Origin of the sequence: Falsiroseomonas sp. HC035 (genome assembly GCF_050563525.1) — a bacterium.
Classification (GTDB): domain Bacteria; phylum Pseudomonadota; class Alphaproteobacteria; order Acetobacterales; family Acetobacteraceae; genus Falsiroseomonas.
The window spans coordinates 135,651-154,046 of sequence record NZ_JBNXUN010000003.1 but is presented as its reverse complement, the minus strand read 5'-3'; the positions used below and the strand labels follow the sequence as shown (position 1 = coordinate 154,046).

At 70.4% G+C, this 18,396-nt stretch carries 13 protein-coding genes and 1 tRNA gene; 8 read left to right on the top strand and 6 right to left on the bottom strand.

All coding sequences use genetic code 11. The annotated features are described in order from the left end of the window. Positions 1–46 precede the first annotated feature (46 nt). Genes ACLF3G_RS08415 through ACLF3G_RS08405 form a run of 3 tightly spaced genes read left to right on the top strand, consistent with a single transcriptional unit; the run spans position 47 to position 5,039 of the window. Positions 47–1,153, top strand: coding sequence for an efflux RND transporter periplasmic adaptor subunit (locus ACLF3G_RS08415; protein ID WP_430668916.1), 1,107 nt, complete (start codon positions 47–49; stop codon positions 1,151–1,153). After that, positions 1,150–4,278, top strand: a complete 3,129-nt coding sequence (locus ACLF3G_RS08410) for an efflux RND transporter permease subunit (protein WP_430668915.1) — start codon at positions 1,150–1,152, stop codon at positions 4,276–4,278. The genes ACLF3G_RS08415 and ACLF3G_RS08410 overlap by 4 nt, the downstream gene beginning before the upstream one ends. Positions 4,279–4,310: 32 nt before the next feature. Continuing rightward, a complete protein-coding gene (locus ACLF3G_RS08405; RefSeq protein ID WP_430668914.1) occupies positions 4,311–5,039 on the top strand; it encodes a cytochrome c oxidase assembly protein in 729 nt (242 codons plus the stop codon). A gap of 209 nt (positions 5,040–5,248) precedes the next feature. On the opposite strand, the gene ACLF3G_RS08400 is transcribed toward ACLF3G_RS08405, so the two are convergent. Together ACLF3G_RS08400 and ACLF3G_RS08395 are read right to left on the bottom strand one after the other, a co-directional pair. Further along, the gene (locus ACLF3G_RS08400) at positions 5,249–7,129 is read right to left on the bottom strand and encodes a multicopper oxidase family protein (protein ID WP_430668913.1); all 1,881 of its coding nucleotides are present in this window, start codon (positions 7,127–7,129) and stop codon (positions 5,249–5,251) included. Between the two features lie 217 nt (positions 7,130–7,346). Further along, on the bottom strand, positions 7,347–8,633 hold the full coding sequence (locus tag ACLF3G_RS08395; RefSeq protein WP_430668912.1) for a DUF2254 domain-containing protein: 1,287 nt from the start codon (positions 8,631–8,633) through the stop codon (positions 7,347–7,349). A 320-nt stretch (positions 8,634–8,953) separates the two neighbouring features. Here ACLF3G_RS08395 and ACLF3G_RS08390 point away from each other — a divergent pair, with 320 nt between their 5' ends. Then, on the top strand, positions 8,954–9,607 hold the full coding sequence (locus ACLF3G_RS08390; RefSeq protein ID WP_430668911.1) for a hypothetical protein: 654 nt from the start codon (positions 8,954–8,956) through the stop codon (positions 9,605–9,607). Between the two features lie 2 nt (positions 9,608–9,609). Here ACLF3G_RS08390 and ACLF3G_RS08385 read toward each other — a convergent pair whose 3' ends face one another. Together ACLF3G_RS08385 and rpoD are read right to left on the bottom strand one after the other, a co-directional pair. After that, positions 9,610–11,046, bottom strand: coding sequence for a protein adenylyltransferase SelO (locus ACLF3G_RS08385; protein WP_430668910.1), 1,437 nt, complete (start codon positions 11,044–11,046; stop codon positions 9,610–9,612). Positions 11,047–11,124: 78 nt separating this feature from the next. Beyond that, complete coding sequence (gene rpoD / locus ACLF3G_RS08380; protein WP_430668909.1) at positions 11,125–12,963, bottom strand: RNA polymerase sigma factor RpoD; 1,839 nt, start codon at positions 12,961–12,963, stop codon at positions 11,125–11,127. A 338-nt stretch (positions 12,964–13,301) separates the two neighbouring features. Here rpoD and ACLF3G_RS08375 point away from each other — a divergent pair, with 338 nt between their 5' ends. From ACLF3G_RS08375 to ACLF3G_RS08360, 4 genes are all read left to right on the top strand, one after another. Next, a complete protein-coding gene (locus ACLF3G_RS08375) occupies positions 13,302–14,360 on the top strand; it encodes a type III polyketide synthase (RefSeq protein WP_430668908.1) in 1,059 nt (352 codons plus the stop codon). Positions 14,361–14,362: 2 nt separating this feature from the next. Continuing rightward, positions 14,363–15,046 (top strand): methyltransferase domain-containing protein, encoded by a 684-nt coding sequence (locus ACLF3G_RS08370; protein WP_430668907.1) that lies wholly within the window; start codon positions 14,363–14,365, stop codon positions 15,044–15,046. Continuing rightward, positions 15,043–16,119: an NAD(P)/FAD-dependent oxidoreductase gene (locus ACLF3G_RS08365; RefSeq protein ID WP_430668906.1), complete on the top strand. Its 1,077-nt coding sequence runs from the start codon at positions 15,043–15,045 to the stop codon at positions 16,117–16,119. Before ACLF3G_RS08370 ends, ACLF3G_RS08365 begins: the two co-directional genes overlap by 4 nt. A gap of 56 nt (positions 16,120–16,175) precedes the next feature. Next, a tRNA-Glu gene (locus ACLF3G_RS08360) sits at positions 16,176–16,248 on the top strand. A 321-nt stretch (positions 16,249–16,569) separates the two neighbouring features. Here the strand turns inward: ACLF3G_RS08360 and ACLF3G_RS08355 are convergent. Together ACLF3G_RS08355 and ACLF3G_RS08350 are read right to left on the bottom strand one after the other, a co-directional pair. After that, positions 16,570–16,962, bottom strand: coding sequence for a response regulator transcription factor (locus ACLF3G_RS08355; RefSeq protein WP_430668905.1), 393 nt, complete (start codon positions 16,960–16,962; stop codon positions 16,570–16,572). A gap of 167 nt (positions 16,963–17,129) precedes the next feature. Continuing rightward, the gene (locus tag ACLF3G_RS08350; RefSeq protein WP_430668904.1) at positions 17,130–18,302 is read right to left on the bottom strand and encodes a class I SAM-dependent methyltransferase; all 1,173 of its coding nucleotides are present in this window, start codon (positions 18,300–18,302) and stop codon (positions 17,130–17,132) included. Positions 18,303–18,396: the final 94 nt, after the last annotated feature.

The window sequence follows — 18,396 nt, the reverse complement described above, 5'->3', positions numbered from 1 at the left end:
CGGGTACGCTGGCAACTCCGGCCGCGCCGGGATCGTTGCAGCGCGGATGACAGCCAAGCAACGTGACGCCCCGCCGGCCAGTCGCCGCCTTGCCCTGGCCGGCGGCGCGGTGGCCGCGCTTGCCGCCGCTAGCCTCGCGGCCTGGCTGATGTGGCCGGCGCCGGACCGGCAGGCTGACGCACCCGCGCCGCCGCCGACGCCCGTGGTGCTCGCCACCGCGGACGCCGGCCGCCTGGTGCGGGAAATCCGTGCGCTTGGCACCATCGTCGCCACCAGCAGTGTCATGCTGGCTGCCGAGATCACAGGCCGCGTCACGGAATTGCGCTTCGAGGAAGGCGCCGAGGTGGCCGAGGGCGAGGTGCTGGTCACGCTCGACCCTGGCCCCGCGGAGGCCGAGGCCCGGGCTGCCGAGGCCGAGGCGGCGGAACTGGAACAGCAATTGTCGCGATCCTCCCGCCTCGCCCGTGGCGGCTTCGCGCCGCGCGGCGACGTGGCGGATCTGCGCCAGCGCCTGGCCGGGGCACAGGCGCGGGTGGCGGCGGCCGAATCGCGGCTGTCGCAATCGCGTATCCGGGCACCCTTCGCCGGCCGCCTCGGGTTGAAGCAGGTCAGCGTCGGCACCCTGGTGCAGCCAGGCACGCCGCTGGTGCCGCTGGACGCGGTGGACCCCATTGACCTGCGCTTCGCCGTGCCGGAACAGGAAGCCGCGCGGATCGCGGAGGGCGCCGCCATCCGCGCCACATCCACCGCCCTGCCGGGCCGGATGTTCGAGGGCGAAGTCCGCATCGTGGCGCCCCGCGTCGACCCGGCGCTGCGCACCGTGATCATCCAGGCGCGCCTGCCCAATGCCGACCGGGCGCTGCGCCCGGGCATGCTGATGCAGGTGGTGGTGGCGGCGGAGGTGGTGGAACAGGCGGTCACGGTGCCGCCCCGCGCCGTGGTGCTCCAGGGGCCGGAGCATTTCGTGTTCCGGGTGGAAGACGGCATTGCCCGCCGCACCCCGGTCCGCATCGGCCAGCGCCTGCCACAGCGCATGGAAATCCAGGACGGGCTGATGGCCGGCGCCCAGGTGGTGCTGGAGGGCCTGCAGGGGTTGCAGGATGGCGCCCGCGTCGATGCCGCCGCCCCGGCCGCGGTGGCGCGCCGCGAATGAAAAGCCTGTTCGACCTGCCGGTGCTGCGCCCGGTCCTGGCGCTCGCCTTCAACCTGCTGCTGGTCGCCATCGGCATCGGCGCCGCCTTCACCCTGTCCGTCCGGGAATACCCGGATGTCGACCCGCCCGTGGTCTCCGTCCGTACCTTGTACAACGGCGCCCCGGCGGAGGTGGTGGAGCGCGAGGTGACGCGCATCATCGAGGACAACCTGTCCGGCATCGCCGGCATCCGAATCATTCGCTCGATCACCCGCGATGAAACCTCGATCATCATCATCGAGCTGACCACCGGCACGGACCTGGATGCCGCGGCGGCGGAGGTGCGCGACAAGGTCGCGGGCACCCGCCGCGACCTGCCGGCCGGGATCGAGGACCCGGTGGTGGAGAAGGCCTCGGCCGACGAGGACGCGGTGATGTACCTCACGCTCCGCTCCGACATCCTGAACACGGCCGAACTCACGGATCTGGCGGAACGGCGGCTGGTCGATGCGCTGGGCATCGTGCCGGGGGTCGCGGGCGTCGAGATCTATGGAGGCCGGCGCTATGCCATGCGGGTCTGGCTGGACCAGGCGGCGCTGGCGGCGCGCGGGCTGACCCCGGTGGATGTGGCGGACCGGCTGCGGGCTGAAAACCTGGAGGTTCCGGCCGGGCGGCTCGAGACGGGGCTACAGGAACTGACGCTGCGGGCGCTGACCCGCCTCGGCTCGGTCGAGGATTTCCGGGCGCTGGTGCTGCGGGAAGGAGAGGGGGCCAGCGCCGGCCGCGTCCGCCTCGGCGATGTGGCGCGCGTCGAAATCGGCGTCGAGAACTATCGCTCCGCCTTCCGGGCCGGGGGCGGGGAGGCGATCGCCATCGGGATCCTGCGGCGGTCCGACGCCAATGCGCTGGAGGTGTCCTCCGGCATCGCCGAGACCGCGGAACGGCTGGGTGCGTCGCTGCCGCCGGGCGTCAGCCTGCAACTGTCCTATGACGAGGCGCTGTTCATCCGGGAGACGCTGGCCAACGTCGCCTGGACGCTGGCGATCACCATCGCCATCATCATCGCGGTCATCTTCCTGTTCGTGGGCTCGCTGCGCGCCACGCTGATCCCGGCGGTGACCATCCCGGCCTCCATCATCCCGGCCGTCGCGGTGGCGGCGGCGCTGGGGTTTTCCATCAACGTGCTGACCATCCTGGCGGTGATCCTCGCCATCGGATTCTGCGTCGACGACGCGGTGGTGATCCTGGAGAACATCCGCCGGCGGCAGCAGCAGGGCGAGCCCGTCCTGCTTGCGGCTGTGCGGGCGACGCGGCAGGTGGGTTTTGCCGTATTTGCCTCCTCCGCCGCGCTGCTGTCCGTGATCCTGCCGCTGGCGTTCCTGCAGGGCAACGTCGGCAGCCTGTTCGCGGAATTCGCTGTGGTGCTGGCGGCCTGCGTGGTGTTCTCCACCGCTGCAGCGCTGACGCTGGCGCCGCTGATGTCGGCGCGGGTCTTCGCCGGAATGCAGGAAGATGGGCGGATCGCCCGCACCAGCATCCGGGCGCAGGACTGGCTGCGGGACCGCTACCGGGGCGCGCTGCGTGTGCTGCTGGGCGCGCCGGCGCTGGTGCTGCTCGGCGGGCTGGTCTTCGCCGGGGCGGGCGGGCTGGCCTGGATGGCGCTGCCGCAGGAACTGGCGCCGGACGAGGATCGCGGCTCCGTCCTCATCATCGCCGAAGGCCCGGAAGGCGCCGGCTACCCGGACACGCTCGCCTCGGTCCTGAAGATCGAGGCGGCGCTGGCGCCCTTCGTCGGGGACGACGCCCCGGCCGAGGAGTTCCTCAGCATCGTGGCGCCCGGTCGCGGCGGCGCGGCGCAGACCAACCGCGCGATCGTCATCCTGCGCCTGAAGCCCTGGGCGGAGCGCGAGATGTCGCAGGCCGCCCTGGTGGCGGAGCTGCGTGGGCGCCTGGCATCCATCCCCGGCATCCGCGCCTTCGCCGTGGCGCCACCCAAGCTCGGCCAGCGCCGCAGCGGCCGCCAGTTCCGCTTTGCCGTGGCGGGGACGGAGCGGGAGCGCGTGCGCGAATGGGGCGCCACCATGCTGGGCGAGGCCGGCGCCATTCCGGGCCTGGTCGCGCTCGATACCTCCGACAAGGCGACCAAGCCGCAGCTCGAGATTCGCATCGACCGTGATCGCGCCTCGGCGCTGGGCCTGGATGCTGCGGTGATCGGCGACACGCTCGGCGTGCTGTTCGGCGAGCGCGAGGTGACGCGCTGGCTCGATCGCGGCGAGGAATACGAGGTGATCCTGGCCGCCGAGGCCGAGGACCGCGCCGCGCCCGGCGATGTCCGCAATGTCCACCTGCGTGCCCGCACCGGCGAGCTGATCCCGCTGTCATCGGTCGTGGAACTGCGCGAGGTCGGCACGGTGCGGGAACTGCGCCGGGTGGACCGCCTGGCCGCCGTTGAGATCGGCGCCAACCTGGCCCCCGGTGCCACGCTGGGCACCATGATCGAGCGCACGGAGGCCACCGCCGCCGAGGCGCTGCCGGGCGATGCGACGCTGCGCTGGCTCGGCGAGAGCCTGGATCTGCAGGAGACCGGACAGGCGGTGCTGGTGATCTTCGCGCTGGTGATGGTGCTGACCTTCCTGGTGCTGGCCGCGCAGTTTGAAAGTTTCCTGCACCCGCTGATCGTGATGACGGCGGCCCCATTGGCACTGGCCGGCGGCCTGCTGACGCTGCTGGCCGCCGGGTTGACGGTGAACATCTACAGCCAGATCGGCATGGTGCTGCTCATCGGGCTGGTCGCCAAGAACGGCATCCTGCTGGTGGAATTCGCCAACCAGTTGCGCGACGAGGGGATGGCGCCGGCCGAGGCGGCGGAGGAAGCCGCGGCGCTGCGCCTGCGCCCGATCCTGATGACCACGGCCGCCAGCATCCTCGGCGCGCTGCCACTGGCCTTCGCCACCGGCGCCGGGGCCGAATCACGCGGCACCATCGGGTTGGTGATCGCCGGCGGCTTGACCCTCGGCACGCTGCTGACGTTGTTCGTGGTTCCGGTCGCCTATGCGCTGCTGGCCCGCTTCACCAGCGCGCCCGGAGCGCGGGCGGCGGAGTTGCGGCGGCTGGAGCGCGACGGCGCGCCGCAGCCGGCAGAATAGATGATGGAACCCAGCCGCAGGAGCTTGCAGCCGTGACCGAAACTCCCTTCTGCGGCCTGCCGCCGCTGCCCGGCATGGCGACCTGGAACACCCACCCGGTCCTGCTTGCCGTGCTGCTGGCCGGTGCCGCCGGCAGCCTGTGGTTGGGCCGGCGGGAGGCCGGATGGTCGCTGGCAGGCTGGGGCATGCTGGCGGTGGCGCTGGTTTCCCCCTTGTGCAGCCTGTCCGTCGCCCTGTTCAGCGTCCGGGTGACGCAGCACCTTCTCGTGGTGCTGGCGGCGGCGCCGCTGCTGGCGATGGCGGCGACGCGGCTGCGCCTGGTGCGGCTTGGCGGCGTGGCGCTGCCGGCGGTGGGCTTCGCGGTGCTGCTGTGGCTCTGGCACCTGCCGGGCCCCTATGCTGCGACCTTCGCCGGGGACGGCATAGCCTACTGGCTGATGCACCTGTCGCTGGCGGTCTCCGCCACCTGGTTCTGGGCGGCGCTCGTGCGGCACGGCCCCACCCGGCCGCTCGGCACCTCCGTCGCGGCGCTGGCGACGGCGATCCAGATGGGCGTGCTGGGCGCGCTGCTCACCTTCGCGCCGCGGCCGCTCTATGCCGTCCATGCGCCGGATGTGACGCTGCCCTGGGGCTTCACGCCGCTGGAGGACCAGCAGCTCGGCGGCTTGCTGATGTGGGTGCCGGGCGGGCTGCTGTTCGTGCTGGTGCTCGGCGCCGGACTGGCGCTGGCGCTGCGGCCGCAGCTTCGCGCGGCGCCCTAAACCATGATCCGCGCCAACAGAAGCGCGGACCATGATCTGGTCCTGTGATTTTGCGCGTGACCGACGCCTCCGGCCGTTCCAGCCTTCGGCGACAACGCTCCAGCCCAGCCTTCTCGCCAGCGGGTCGGGATCAGCGCCGATTGCCAACCAGGCTGTTGCCGGGCCGTGGCGTCGGGGCGGGATCTCCCTACCGTTCGAACCGGCGTTCCTCAGGCGCAAAGAACCTCCATCGGGCGCATCATCTCGTGATCCTCGTGACTGAGGATGTGGCAGTGCCAGACGTAGGAGCCAGCCTTCTCGAAGCTCGCCGCGATCTCCAGCATCTCGCCCGTGGCGACGTAGAGTGTGTCCTGGCGGCCGCCTTCCTCCGGCATCAGGGCGCGCAGCGCGTCGCTGATCCAGATGTCGTGCTGGGCGTAGTCGATCGATGCCGCGGTGCCATAGCGGCCGTAGCTGATCAGCCCGTCCGCGGTCGTGTCATCGGGTGTGCCGTCCTCGTCCTCGTCCTGGAAGGCGATGTCGCGGCGGCCGATGCCCTGGTACTGGGTCAGGTGGAGGTGGACCGGGTGCGCGTCGGCGGTAAAGTTGAAGATCTCCCACTTCTCGGTGCTACCGAACAGCGGCGTCTCCGTGACAGGATCGGACCACAGTAGCGGCCCGAATTGGTTGATCTCGACCATGTCGTGTTCGTGTCGACTATGGAACGATCCTGCTTCGGCAGCTCCCAGAAGCGGCTGGACGCGGCCGTACTCGTCGACGCCTTCGAACAGTTCGACCTGGCGGACGTGGTCGAAGGGCCCGGACATGATGTCGTGGTGATTGGGGTTGAGCAGCGTGCCGGGTGCCACGCTCGCGGTGGTGTCGGCCTTGATCGTGGACTTGACCGTGAACTGCATCACGTTGCCCACCGGGTCGGCCGCCGTCGCCGCGGTTGCATCGATGAGGCTCCCTTCGCCGTCCAGGCCCTTGAAGGGCGAGTAGTCGGGCCCCCTGTTGACCAGGCGGACGGTGTCGCCCGGCGAGGCGCCGGAGAAATCGATCGCCACTTTGATCCTGTCGCCCGGCGCCAGCACGAATTCCCCGTTGAGGTCCACGGCGCGGGGCAGCAGCCCGCCATCCGTGGCGACCGCGACAACCTCGGCCCTGCCCTCGAAGTCGAGCAGGTAGAAGCGGCTGTCCGAGCCGTTGAGCAGCGTGAGAGTGTAGCTGCCGCGCCCGACATCGAGGTTCGGCCAAGCGACGCCGTTGACGAGGATGTGGTCGCCGAAGAACTCTGGCAGCGCACTCGCCGCGTCGGCGCCGTTCCACTCGAAGAAGGTCGCCCCGACCTCTCCGAGCACGTAGCCGGACCCGCCGCTCCCGTCTGGCAGGACGTCGCCCGCATGGGCCGGGTAATAGAGCTGCCCGTCCGTGGTGAAGGCCTTGTCCTGGATCACCAGCGGAATCTCGCGGTCCGGCAGGACCCCGTCCTTGATCAGTCGGGCCTCATTGGCATCGGTCAGCTTGTAGTTGCCCGCGAGGCCGGCATAGACGTTGAGGCGCGTGAGGCCGAGGGCGTGGTCGTGGTACCACAGCGGCGCCGCTTCCTGCTCGTTGAGGTAGGTGTAGGTGTCGCCGGCGTAGTGGGGCCCGGTCTCGGCGGGGCCACGAGCCCCCTTGGTCTGGGTGTACCAGGCCTCCGGGTGGCCGTCGAAGGCGGCGTCCGTCTCGCCCCCGTGAAGGTGGGCGACCACGGGCACGAAGCCTTTCTGGATCGTCTTCAGGACTGGGTCCGCCCGATGCACGGTTTCGTCCACCGGCAGCAGGTGGCCGGAGAGCGGCAACTGGTTCTGCCACCGGACAGTCACCGGGCTGCCCTGCTGGGCCAGCAGGGTCGGCCCGAGGTAGCCGCCGGTGTCGCCGACGCCGTAGCCCCAGACGGTCGTGGTCAGCGGTTGCCCGTCCGCGTCGTGCAGGCCCATCTGCACGTCGTTCTCCCGGATCTGCAGGACCAGGCTCGGTCGCTTCGTGAGGTCGATCTCCTTGGGGATGACGAGATTGCTCGTGAAGCCATAGTGCTCGAACTGGTATGTCGCGTTGAGCAGCGCCATCTGCGCGGTCCCTTCCCGATCAGCTCCTTGCCCGCGGCCGCGTCCGCAAACAACGCCGGGGAGGCATGCCCGCGGTCAGGCAGCAAGTGTCTGCAACTCAGGCGCATGCAGGTCCCGGCTGCCTTGATGCCGGTCAACTTTCGGATTCACGTTTGCGCGCAGGTGGCGCCCGGCGTGGTCGCGCGGGCCCGCACCCGACGCGCCGCCGGAACCGGTGTCAGCCGCGCAACAGGGCCAGTGCGGCGCCGTGCCGGGCGACAAGGGCTTCGCGTGCCGCGGCATCCTCGGTGCCGGCGAAGCCCGCATCCCGCGCCAGGTCCAGATGCCCACGCAGCACCGCGCGGCGTTCCGCGTCGCGTTCCAACGTGCTGACGGAGGTCAGGACCTCCATCAGCCGGATGATCACCGCCGGCTGGGTGGCGGCGGCCTGCCGCAGCATGTGGAACATGGCGTCGACCAGGCCGGGATAATCGGTCACCGGGCGGACCAACCGCGTGCGGCCGTCCCGCCGCACCTGGGCGGATGGCAGCGATCGGCCGGCGATTAGGCACAGCGCCGCGCCCAGGCGGTCCAGAACCGTGATCGCGGTGAACGGGTCGTTGATGCCGGGGGACAGGGCGCGGAGGGCGATTTCCACCAACTGCCGTACCGCGAATTCCAGGTCCTGCTCAATGCTGCGGGCATCACCGAGGGAGATGGCCCGGTCCAGCAGATCCTGCGCTTCGGCCCGCAGGCGTGCCGGCACCACCTCCGCCACTTCCGTGCCAATGAAGACGAAGTCGCCGGGGCGGACGCGCAGCCATAGCACCGCGTCCTGCCCTGCTGCCCAATCCGCCAGCGTGTCCTCATCCAGCACGCGCAGGTAGCCACTGGCCGGGGCGGTGAGCGTGGCTGTCGGCTGGTCCGGCCGGGGCGCGGGCGGCAGCGCCGCTGCATCGCCATCCACCTTCTCAAGGGCCGTGCTCAGATCCCGGTGTACCAGCGCCACCACGCGATCCACGCTGATCGAGGTGGCGACGTGGTGCAGGAACCAGATGAGCACGCCGACGCAGCCGAAGGCCATCAGCAGCCCGACCGAAACCGCGAGCTGGGGCACAAAGGCGCCTTCCTCCGCCTCATGCACGGACCGCAGCGCCACCAGCGAATAGGCGAAGGTCGCGAGGAAGGCGCCCAATGCATACTGGTTGCCGGCGTCGCGCGTGAAGTTGCGCAGCAGCCGCGGCCCCATCTGGTTGGAGGCGAGCGTCAGCGCCGCGACGGTGATGGAAAAGGTGGTGCCGGCGACGCCGATGGTGGCCGACGCGACAGTCCCCAGCACATCCCGCGCCCCGGCCGTGCCGCCGGCATAGACCAAGTCGGCCAGCCCATCCGGCAGATCCACCATGCCCTCCGCTCCGACCAGCCCGGCCGCCAGCAGGATGGCGACCAGGGTCATGGCCGAGGGACGCAGCCAGAAGGAGGCCATCAGGTCGGCCCAGGCCTGGCGAAGGCGGACAGGCGTCATGCTTGGTGTCTCATGCCGTTGCTGCCTCGCCGTGGTCGGAGACTTCGCCACGGTCCGAGGTGTCTCACAAGGCTTTGTGACAAATTATCGAATGTCGGATTGCAAATATAAGACTAAAGCGGCCGTCATGAGTGCGTAATCCAATGCATATTGGTAACGGAGGCAACTCCATGGCAGCTTCGGAGGTTCGTCAGTTGAATCCTGGATACAGTCCCGCACATGGAGTGGAAGATTCCTTCGCTTCACTAGATACGAAGAGCAGGAACGAGATCTTAATTGACCCATCCCAGGTCTTCCACTGGCAGTGCCTGATCATCGCCGTGCTCATCCTGGCGCACCTCGCGGTCTCCTGGGTGCACCTCGAGACCGGCCGGGACTACATGCTGGGGCTGAGCCCGCGGTTCCAGCTGTTCACCGAAGCGAGCATCCCCGCCTTCTTCTCCTCTGTCATGCTGTTGGCAGCGGGTGTCGTCGCGGCGGTTCTGTCGCGTGTCGTGGGTGGCTGGGCCTCTCGCGACGGACGCGCATGGGCGTTCATCACCGTGCTGCTGGTTTACATGGCGGTGGACGAAGCCACGGCCCTGCATGAAATCGCCGCCAACCTCGGCCAGCGGGAGGCCGGGTTCGGCATGCTGTACTACGCCTGGGTCATCCCCTTTGGGATCCTGGCCCTGACCTGCATGCTGGTGCTGCTGCCTTTCTGGTTGCGGCTGCCGCCCCGCACGAAGTGGTGGCTCGCCGCCTCCGCCACGCTGTTCCTCGCCTCCGCTATCGGCATCGAACTGGTCGAGGCCACGCTGGTCGCCGAAGCCGGGGAGGAGGAGGCCCGACTGCAATGGAACGTCATCGCCCTGCTTGCGGTGGAGGAGGGGGGCGAGATGCTGGCGGTCGCCATGGCGATCCGCGCCCTGCTGTACCACCTCGCCATGACCCAGCGCGGCGATGGCCGCGTGGTTCGCCTGGGCGTCGGCTGAGGTCAGGTCCCGCAGAAGGTCTGCAGCACACGCTCCTCCGGCTTCGGCGGCAGCGCGTGGCGCGGATGGTCCGGCTGGTCCTGGAAGGGACGGGACAACACATCCACCAGCGTGTCGAACACCGTGAAATCGACGCTCGTCACGGCGGCGGCAATGGCCTCCTCGACCAGGTGGTTACGCGGGATGAAGGCGGGGTTGATGTCCCGCATCGCCTCCGGGTCCAGCGCCCCCTGTGCCCGGCGCGCTGACCAGGCCTCCGCAAAGCCAGCGTAGGCGGCGGGGTCGGCGAACAGCGTGCGGGCGGCGGCGGGGTCGGTGGAAAGGGCACGGAAGGTCAGCGTGAAATCGGCCTCGTTCGCGGCCATGCGCGACAGCAGGTCCTGGATCAGGGACGGGTCATCCTCCTGCACCCCGGCGAAGCCGAATTTCCCCCGCATCTCGGCCAGCCAAGCGGTTTGAAAGATCGGGCCAAATTCCATCAAAGCCGCCTGCGCGGCCTGCATGGCCGCATCCTCGCCCTCGGCCATCAGCGGCAGCAGCGTCTCCGCCAGACGCGCCAGGTTCCACTGCGCGATGCGTGGCTGGTTGGCGTAGGCGTAGCGGCCGGCATGGTCGATGGAACTGAACACCGTGGCCGGGTCGTAGGCGTCGAGGAAGGCGCAGGGGCCGTAGTCGATGGTCTCACCGGAAACCGCCATGTTGTCGGTGTTCATCACGCCATGGATGAAGCCAAGCCCGAGCCACCGCGCCACCAGCGTCGCCTGCCGCGCCACCACACCGCGGAAGAAGGCCAGCGCCGGGCGTTCGGCGGCCGCGGCCTCCGGGTCGTGCCGCGCGATGGCGTGGTCCAGCAGGATCTGCACCGCCTCGGCATCGCCGCGGCTGGCGAAGAACTGGAAGGTGCCGACGCGAATGTGGCTGGCGGCGATGCGGGTCAGCACGCCGCCGGGCAGAGGGGTTTCCCGCATCACCTCCTCGCCGGTGGTGACGACGGCCAGCGACCGGGTGGTGGGCACGCCGAAGGCCGCCATCGCTTCGCTGATGATGAATTCGCGTAGCACCGGGCCGAGCGCGGCGCGGCCATCGGCGTGGCGGGAGAACGGGGTGGCGCCGGAGCCCTTCAGCTGAATGTCGCGGCGCTGGCCGTCGCGCCCGATCACCTCGCCGAGCAGGATGGCACGGCCATCGCCGAGGCGCGGGGTGAAGTGGCCGAACTGGTGGCCGGCATAGGCCTGGGCGAGAGGCTCCGCGCCCTCCGGCACGGTGTTGCCGGCGAGCACATCGGCAGTCAGAGCGGCCGGGTCGATGCCGAGGTCGGCGGCCAGGGCGTGGTTCAGCCGGATCAGGCGCGGCGCCGCGACCGGGATGGGGGACTGCCGGGCGAAGAAGCGCTCCGGCAGGCGGGCATAGGTATTGTCGAAGGGAATACGGGGCGCCATTGGGGGCTCCTTTGGGGGAGGGTGCGCGCACACCCCCACACCCCACCCTCTCCCCCAAGGGGGGAGAGGGCCTTCATGTCAGGCTTCCAGGAAGCTGCGCAGCGCGCGGCCCTGAGAGGATTGGCGCAGCTTGCCGAGCGCCTTCGCCTCGATCTGGCGGATGCGCTCGCGCGTCACGCCGAAGGTCCGGCCGACTTCCTCGAGCGTGTGCTCGCTGTTCATGCCGATGCCGAAGCGCATCCGCAGGATGCGCTCCTCGCGCGGCGTCAGGTCGCCCAGCACCTTGCCGGCCGCATCGCGCAGCCCGGCGCGGGCGGCGGCATCGAAGGGCAGGATGGCGTCCTTGTCCTCGATCAGGTCGCCGAGGCGGGCATCGCCCTCCTCTCCGATCGGGGCCTCCAGGCTCACCGGCTCCTTCGCCAGGCCCTGTACCGTGCGCACCTTCTCCAGCGGCATGCCGAGCCGGTTCGCCAGTTCCTCCGGCGTCGGCTCGCGGCCGGTCTGCTGCGCCAGGCGGCGGCCGGTGCGGACCACCTTGCCCACCGTCTCCGTCATGTGGACGGGGACACGGATGGTGCGGGACTGGTCGGCGATGGCGCGGGTGACGGACTGGCGGATCCACCAGGTGGCGTAGGTGGCGAACTTGAAGCCGCGCCGCCAGTCGAACTTCTCGACGGCGCGCATCAACCCCAGGCTGCCCTCCTGGATCAGGTCGCCCAGCATCAGGCCGCGGTTGCGGTACTTGCGGGCGATGTAGACCACCAGCCGCAGGTTGGCCCGCGTCAGCTCCTCCCGCGCCCGGCGCATGTCGCGCTCGGCGCCGGCGGCCTCGGTGTGCAGGCGGCGCAGCTGCGGCGCCGTCAGGCCACAGGCAGCCTCGATACGCGCCAGATCGGCGCGCACCTCGACCAGGCCGGCCTTCAGGTCGCGCAGCCCGGCGCCCTTCGCGGCGCCCTCCAGACGCGAGGCGGCCCCGGACGCACCGCCATTCCACAGCTTGAGGAACTCGCCACGGCTGATGCGGGCCGCCTCGGCCAGGCGCAGGGCGCGGCCATCGAGCATCATCAGGGCGCGGTTCGCCTCGCGCAGCCGCTCGATCAGCTCCTCGATCCGGGCTGGGCGCAGGCGCAGGCCGGTGACCAGCGCCACCGCCTCGGCCCGCGCCTTGGCGGCCTTCGGCCCGGCGGCGCGCAGCGTGGCGAGGCCTTCCAGCGCCGTCTCGATGGCGGCCAGGGCCTCCGGCTTGAGACGCGCGTCGATCGTCGCGTGCGGCGCCTCGACGGCGGCATCCTCACCCTCCGGCGCCGGCTCCAGCAGGGTTTCCTCGGGCAGGCTTGCGGCGGCGGTCGCTTCCAGCTCGATCACGTCGCGCAGCGGCATGCGGCCGGCGGCGATCGCGTCGCGCCAGGATTCCAGCGCGGCGGCGGTGGTCGGGCTTTCGCACAGCGCGGCCAGCATCGCGTCGCGCCCGGCCTCTATACGCTGGGCGATGGCGATCTCCGCCTCGCGCGTCAGCGGCTCGGCAACGCCCATCTCGCGCAGGAACAGCGCCACAGGGTCGTCGGATCGGCTGGCGGCGGCGGCGGCGGCCACGCTGATGTTGCGGCCGGCGGGCTGGCCGTCCGGCGTCTCCAGCGGCTCATCGGCGCCGAGCGAGGGGCTCTGCGCCTCGTCGTCGTCACCGCCCTCGGACCGTCGGTCGTCGCCGGCGCCGAAGCCGAATTCCTCGAGCAGGGAATTGGCCGCGTCCTCGATCTCGTCCATCGGCAGCGGGTCGGCCACCATCTCGGTGTCGAAGGCATCGCCTTCCGGCAGGCCGGACATGTCGGCATTCGCCCCGGCATGACCGAAGGGCGCCGGCTCCGTGCCGGCCATCTCGTCCTGATCCGTTGCCTTGCGTGCGAACATGCCGTCCATTTGTCGATCCGCTCCTCTTCGCCCCGCACCGCGGTCGAAGATCTCGTCTTCACCAACCCAGCATCACGGCGTCTCCGGCAACGGCGCGGGCCCGCTCCGGCCCTGGAAGGCCGGCAGGCGGGGCCTGCAACGAAGGGGGGACGCGCCGCCTCCAGGGCCTGGAGGCGAGTGGCCCATATGGGAGTTTGGGCCCGCGGAGACACCCCTTATCGGAAGAAACCGGGATTTTGTCCCGGCTTTTCTGCATGGCACACGCGCAAGCGCGAAAATCTGCCACTTGGCACCTGCGTGATCATCCCGGGGCTTTCGCCCGCTCGCCGCATCCCAACCTGGAATGCATGAAGGAAGTCTTTCTCAACCGCATCGCGACCGCGACGCCCCGCCACCAGGTGCACGGCGCCTTCCGTGCCTTCGCCGCCCGGCAGGCCCTGGGTCGGGACAGCATCGCCTTCGGCCGCATGGCCACACGCGCTGACATCGAGACGCGTCATTCGGTGCTGGAGCCCTCATGGCCCGAAGGATCCGGCACCGCCTGCGGCTTCTACCGCCACGGCGGCGCCTTCCCCACGACCCGCGCCCGCATGGCGCGGTGGGAGGCGGAGGCACCTCCGCTGGCGGAGGCCGCGTTGCTGCGCCTGGGGCTGGAGGATGAGGGTCCGCGCATCACCCACATCATCATCGCCACCTGCACCGGCTTCGTCGCCCCCGGCCTCGACCGCCACATCATCGACCGCTTCGGGCTGCCGCTGAACGTGGAGCGCACCACCGTCGGCTTCATGGGCTGCCAGGCGGCGATCAACGCGCTGAAGCTGGCTTGGCACATCACCCGCAGCATACCGGAGGCGCGGGTGCTGGTGGTGTGCCTGGAGTTGTGCACCCTGCACCTGCAGGACACCACGGCGCTGGAACAACTGCTGTGCTTCCTGCTGTTCGCCGATGGCTGCGCCGCCGCCATCGTGTCCTCCGAGCCTCAGGGGCTGCGGCTGGAGGGTTTCGACAGCGTGGTGATTCCGGCGGCGCATGAGCAGATCACCTGGCGCATCGGCGACGCCGGCTTCGACATGACCCTGTCCGGCATGGTGCCCTTCACGCTGGCGCATGCACTGCCGGACCTGGCACCGGTGATGCTCAGCGGGCGGGCGGTTCGGGATGTGGAACATTGGGCGGTGCATCCGGGCGGCCGCAGCATCCTGGATGCGGTGGCGCACGGGCTGGATCTGCCGGACAACGCGTTGACCACCAGCCGCAACGTGCTGTCGGACCACGGCAACATGTCCTCCGCCACCGTGCTGTTCGTGCTGGCGCGGATGCTGGCGGAAGGGCGCCCCGGCGTCGGCTGCGCGCTGGCCTTCGGTCCCGGCCTGTCCGCCGAGGCGATGCGCTTCGAGGCCGGCTGACCATGCCGCGCAGCCAGGCCGCCGAGATCATGGACGACCCCGGCCAGTCCGAGGCGGATTTCGACGCGGCGCTGGCCGACCTGGCGCGCATCAACCGCATGACCTTCGCCACCGCGCCGCTGCTGCGCTTCCTGGACCGGGTGGCCGCGGCCCATCCTGGCGAGGCGCTGTCGGTGCTGGATGTCGGCGCCGGTGGCGGCGATGCGCTGCGGGCGATGGCGGAATGGGGCGCACGTCGCGGCGTGGCGCTGGACCTTTGGGGCCTCGACCGCAGCCCCTGGGCGGAACGGCACGCGCTGGCAAAGGCGACGCCGGCGCGCTGGATCACGGCGGACCTGTTCGACCTGCCGGCGGAGCGCCGCTTCGATGTGGTGGTGTGCGGCCTGTTCGCGCATCACCTGGACGATGCCACGCTTGCGCGCTTCCTGCGCTGGCTGCCGGCCCATGCCAGGCGGCGCTGGCTGATCCTGGACCTGCACCGGCACCCTATCCCCTGGACCGCCGTCTGGGCCGGCACGCGACTGCTGCGGATGCATCCCATGGTCTGCCACGACGGACCTGTTTCCATCGCCCGCGGCTTCGACCGGGCGGATTGGCGACGCCTGATCGCCGAGGCCGGGATCGACGCCACGCCGCGCTGGGTGCTGCCGTTCCGCTGGGCGGTCGAAGGGCCGGGTGGCGCGTGAGCACGCTGGTCCTCGGCGGCGGCCCGGCCGGCACTGCCGCGGCAATTGCCCTCGCCCGTGCCGGGGCGGCGCCGGTGCTGGTCGAACGCGCGGCGGTGACGGCCGAGAAAGTCTGCGGCGAGTTCCTCGGCGCCGACGCGGCGGCGTTGCTGGCCGGGCTCGGCCTGGACCTGCCAGCACTGGGCGCGGTGCCGATTCGGCAGGCCCGCTTCGGAGCCGGGGCGCGCCGCAGCACGGTGGCGCTGCCGTTCCAGGCCTGGAGCCTGCCGCGCGCGACGCTCGACGCCGCGCTGCTCGATACCGCGATCCATGCCGGTGTCCGGCTGCGCCTCGGCGTGGCTGCCGTTGCCGCGGCGCCGGACGCCGGCGGCTGGCACCTGCGCCTGGCGGATGGGGCCGTGCTGCGGGCCGGCAACCTGGTCCTGGCGACAGGCAAGCATGAGCTGCGCGGCCTCGCCCGCCCGGTGTCCGGCGGAGCGATAGGTCTTAAGCTGGCGCTGGAGGGTGCGGAGATGGCGGACGCCATTGCGCTGCTGTCCTGCACCGGTGGCTATGCCGGGCTTCAGCCCCGGGGTGGTGGTGGCGCGAACCTCTGCATGGCGATGCATCTGGGCACGCCGGGTCTGGCGCGGGCGGCGCGCGACCCAGTCGCCTTGCTGGCGCATGTGATGGCAGGATCCGAACTGGCGCGGGACCTGCTGGCGCACGCCCGCCCGGCTTGGGCGCGGGTGATGACGGTGGCGGGCGTGCCCTATGGCTTCATCCACCGGGATGCGGGTCCGGCTGGGCTGTTCCGGGTCGGCGACCAGGCCTCGGTGGTGCCGTCCCTGTGTGGCGACGGCATCGCGATGGCGCTGGCCTCCGGTGTGCGGGCGGCGACGGCCATCGGCGCTGGCGAGGGCGCCGCGCTGCATCATCGTCAATGGGCGCGGGCGGTGGCACCGGGGATGCGGCTGGCGGGGCTGGCCGATGGCCTGATGGCGCATGCGCCGGGCCTGCTGGTGGCGGCCATGGGTGCGGCGCCCGGCCTCGCGCGGTGGGGCGCACGACGCACCAGGATGGGACTGGTCTGAGCCGAAAGGGGTTGACCATCGGCCCGCGTGACGCCATACGCCCGCCATCCCAGCCTGTCCCGTTCGTCTAGAGGCCTAGGACACGGCCCTTTCAAGGCTGTAACACGGGTTCGAATCCCGTACGGGGCATTTCCCACGATCCACGTGCGGCGTCTGCGGTCTTGCTCGGCAGCCAACAGAACTACAGCGCGCGCGAGCCTGCCGGCGCCTGGACCCTCGCGCATCCGGGGCCATCCGATGCGGATGAATCCGAAGCATGTCGGTACTTAAACGCAACGGGATACATCGTATATAACGCCTGGGTTGCCATTCGGTCGCGGATCGTTGGCTCTTGTGCAAGAACAGCGTAGCGAGACGGCACGAAGGCCAAGCTGGCGCCGGTAATGAAGGCCTTCGTCATGATCCCGGGTGGCGCCGCCGAGGATCCTCGCTCGTTTCCGCCGGCTGGCGTCACAGGCAGGCGCTGGGTTCCGCGAGCTGGGCGTTCAGCCGGCTGATCAACTCACGCATCTGCACCGGTTTCTGGATGTGGTCGCTGGCGCCCTGGGCACGGCTTCGCTGGCCCGCGCGCCTGTCGGCCTCGCCGCTCAGGATCAGGATGGGAATCCTGACGCCGTTGAGGCGCAGTCGCTGGCAGAAATCGCCGCCATGCCCATCCGGCAGGTGCTGGTCAAGCAGCATCGCGTCGAAGGCTTCCCCCCGCAGACCGAGCTTGGCGTCCGCTTCCGCGATGCTCGCCGCGCCAGTGGCGCTGAGATCAGCGTCGGAGTCGATGACATCCACCAGCAGGCCGCGCAGGATCGGATCGTCCTCGACCACCAGAATTCGCGCTGCGATTGCCAATCTCGTATCCTGCTACCGGAGATTGCAGGATACCCCAATGAGCTGGATTGCAGCGCAATTAACTTTCTTGGAGCGTTCACGAACGCTGGCGCACGCGCGGCATGGGCGGTGGCAATGGCCCCGGCGTGGTCTGCGGCGGGGTGCGTCCGCCCGGACGCACCGCGGGTCTAGCGTCGGGCCCGGATGATCAGGCCGATGGAGGTTGCGACAAACCCGTCGATGCTCAGTCGCAGGTGCGGCGGCAGGGACGCCGTCCGCGGGAAGGTCTCCGCCAGCCCGTAGGGCGGCAGGTCGACATAGCCGTCGAGGATTCCGGTCCCGGGCGAGAAATCCAATGGCAGAACCTCGTGCCCCGCCGCCTCAAGGCGGCGCGCAACCTCCTCGATATCGCGCTGGCGGAACAACACCGTCGGCCAGTTGTCGAGCGTCACCTCGTTCGAGCCGGCGTTGTATTCCGTGGTGTGCACGGCGATGCCGCCGGGGCGGAGGCAGGCCATGGCCTGCTCGATGAAGTGCAGTCCGGCTTCGATCGAGCCCAGGTGCTCCAGCGAACAGGTCGACCACACCACGTCGAACCGTCCGGTAAGATCGGTCGGGATCGAGGTCATGTCGACCTCGCGGAACGCGCAGCGCTCATGGAACAGCGCGTCGGGAATGATGCCGGGACGTCGCAGCGGGGCGAGTTCGGCGGCGTTTTGCTGCGTTTCCCGCCAAACCTGGGCCCGCGGATCCTGGGAGGACAGGTCGGTGGCCAGGACGCGCAGGCCGCGGGAAGCCAGCACGGCAGGGATCGGCTCCTGCCCCACCGCGAAGCCAAGCGCCTCCACCCCCTCGCGCATCGCCCCGCCTTCCCAGAGGGCCTGCAGCACGAAGCCGGTTTCCCAGACCTTGCGGTGGTACATCGGCTGGATCTGCGCCTGGCCCAGCCAGTATCGCAGCCAGGGGCTTTCGACATCGGCCTGCTGGCACAGCCGTCCGCCGAGCCCCATGCGCGTCGGCGTGCCCGGCAGGTCGCGCATCGGCGCCACCTGCCACAGCCGCTCCGCCTGTTCCGTGCCAAGCACCTTCAGGTTGCTGATCAGGTTCGGGATCTCGCGGATCGCCAGGTGCGCGGGATCAAGGTTCGGCGTGCCTCGCGGCAGGGTCCGGCGCACCATGCCCTCGGCGACCGCATGGACCGCCCTCGGCAGCAGGTCCTGCTCGATGCGCGCTTCCAGCGCCTGGGCGCGGCGCTCGGTCTCGGTCCGCAGGCTCTCGAGTTCGGCACGAAGGGTCGCAACTTCGCGTCGCAGTGAAGCGACCCTCCGCGCCCGTCCGCGCAGCCGCCGGAACAGGTCCATCAAAGCCGAATCTGCCGGATCATGAAGTCGCCCAAGTCAACATGCGCCGCAACATCGCATCGTTCCCCTCCCGCCTCAATGCAGGCCGCTGGGT

Coding starts and splice junctions, on each gene's coding strand:
- ACLF3G_RS08370 (WP_430668907.1), top strand. CDS start 14,363: ATGCCGCGCAGCCAGGCCGCCGAGATCATGGACGACCCCGGCCAGTCC.
- ACLF3G_RS08400 (WP_430668913.1), bottom strand. CDS start 7,129: ATGGCGCTGCTCAACGCGACATACCAGTTCGAGCACTATGGCTTCACG.
- ACLF3G_RS08415 (WP_430668916.1), top strand. CDS start 47: ATGACAGCCAAGCAACGTGACGCCCCGCCGGCCAGTCGCCGCCTTGCC.
- rpoD (WP_430668909.1), bottom strand. CDS start 12,963: ATGGACGGCATGTTCGCACGCAAGGCAACGGATCAGGACGAGATGGCC.
- ACLF3G_RS08385 (WP_430668910.1), bottom strand. CDS start 11,046: ATGGCGCCCCGTATTCCCTTCGACAATACCTATGCCCGCCTGCCGGAG.
- ACLF3G_RS08410 (WP_430668915.1), top strand. CDS start 1,150: ATGAAAAGCCTGTTCGACCTGCCGGTGCTGCGCCCGGTCCTGGCGCTC.
- ACLF3G_RS08395 (WP_430668912.1), bottom strand. CDS start 8,633: ATGACGCCTGTCCGCCTTCGCCAGGCCTGGGCCGACCTGATGGCCTCC.
- ACLF3G_RS08350 (WP_430668904.1), bottom strand. CDS start 18,302: ATGGACCTGTTCCGGCGGCTGCGCGGACGGGCGCGGAGGGTCGCTTCA.
- ACLF3G_RS08375 (WP_430668908.1), top strand. CDS start 13,302: ATGAAGGAAGTCTTTCTCAACCGCATCGCGACCGCGACGCCCCGCCAC.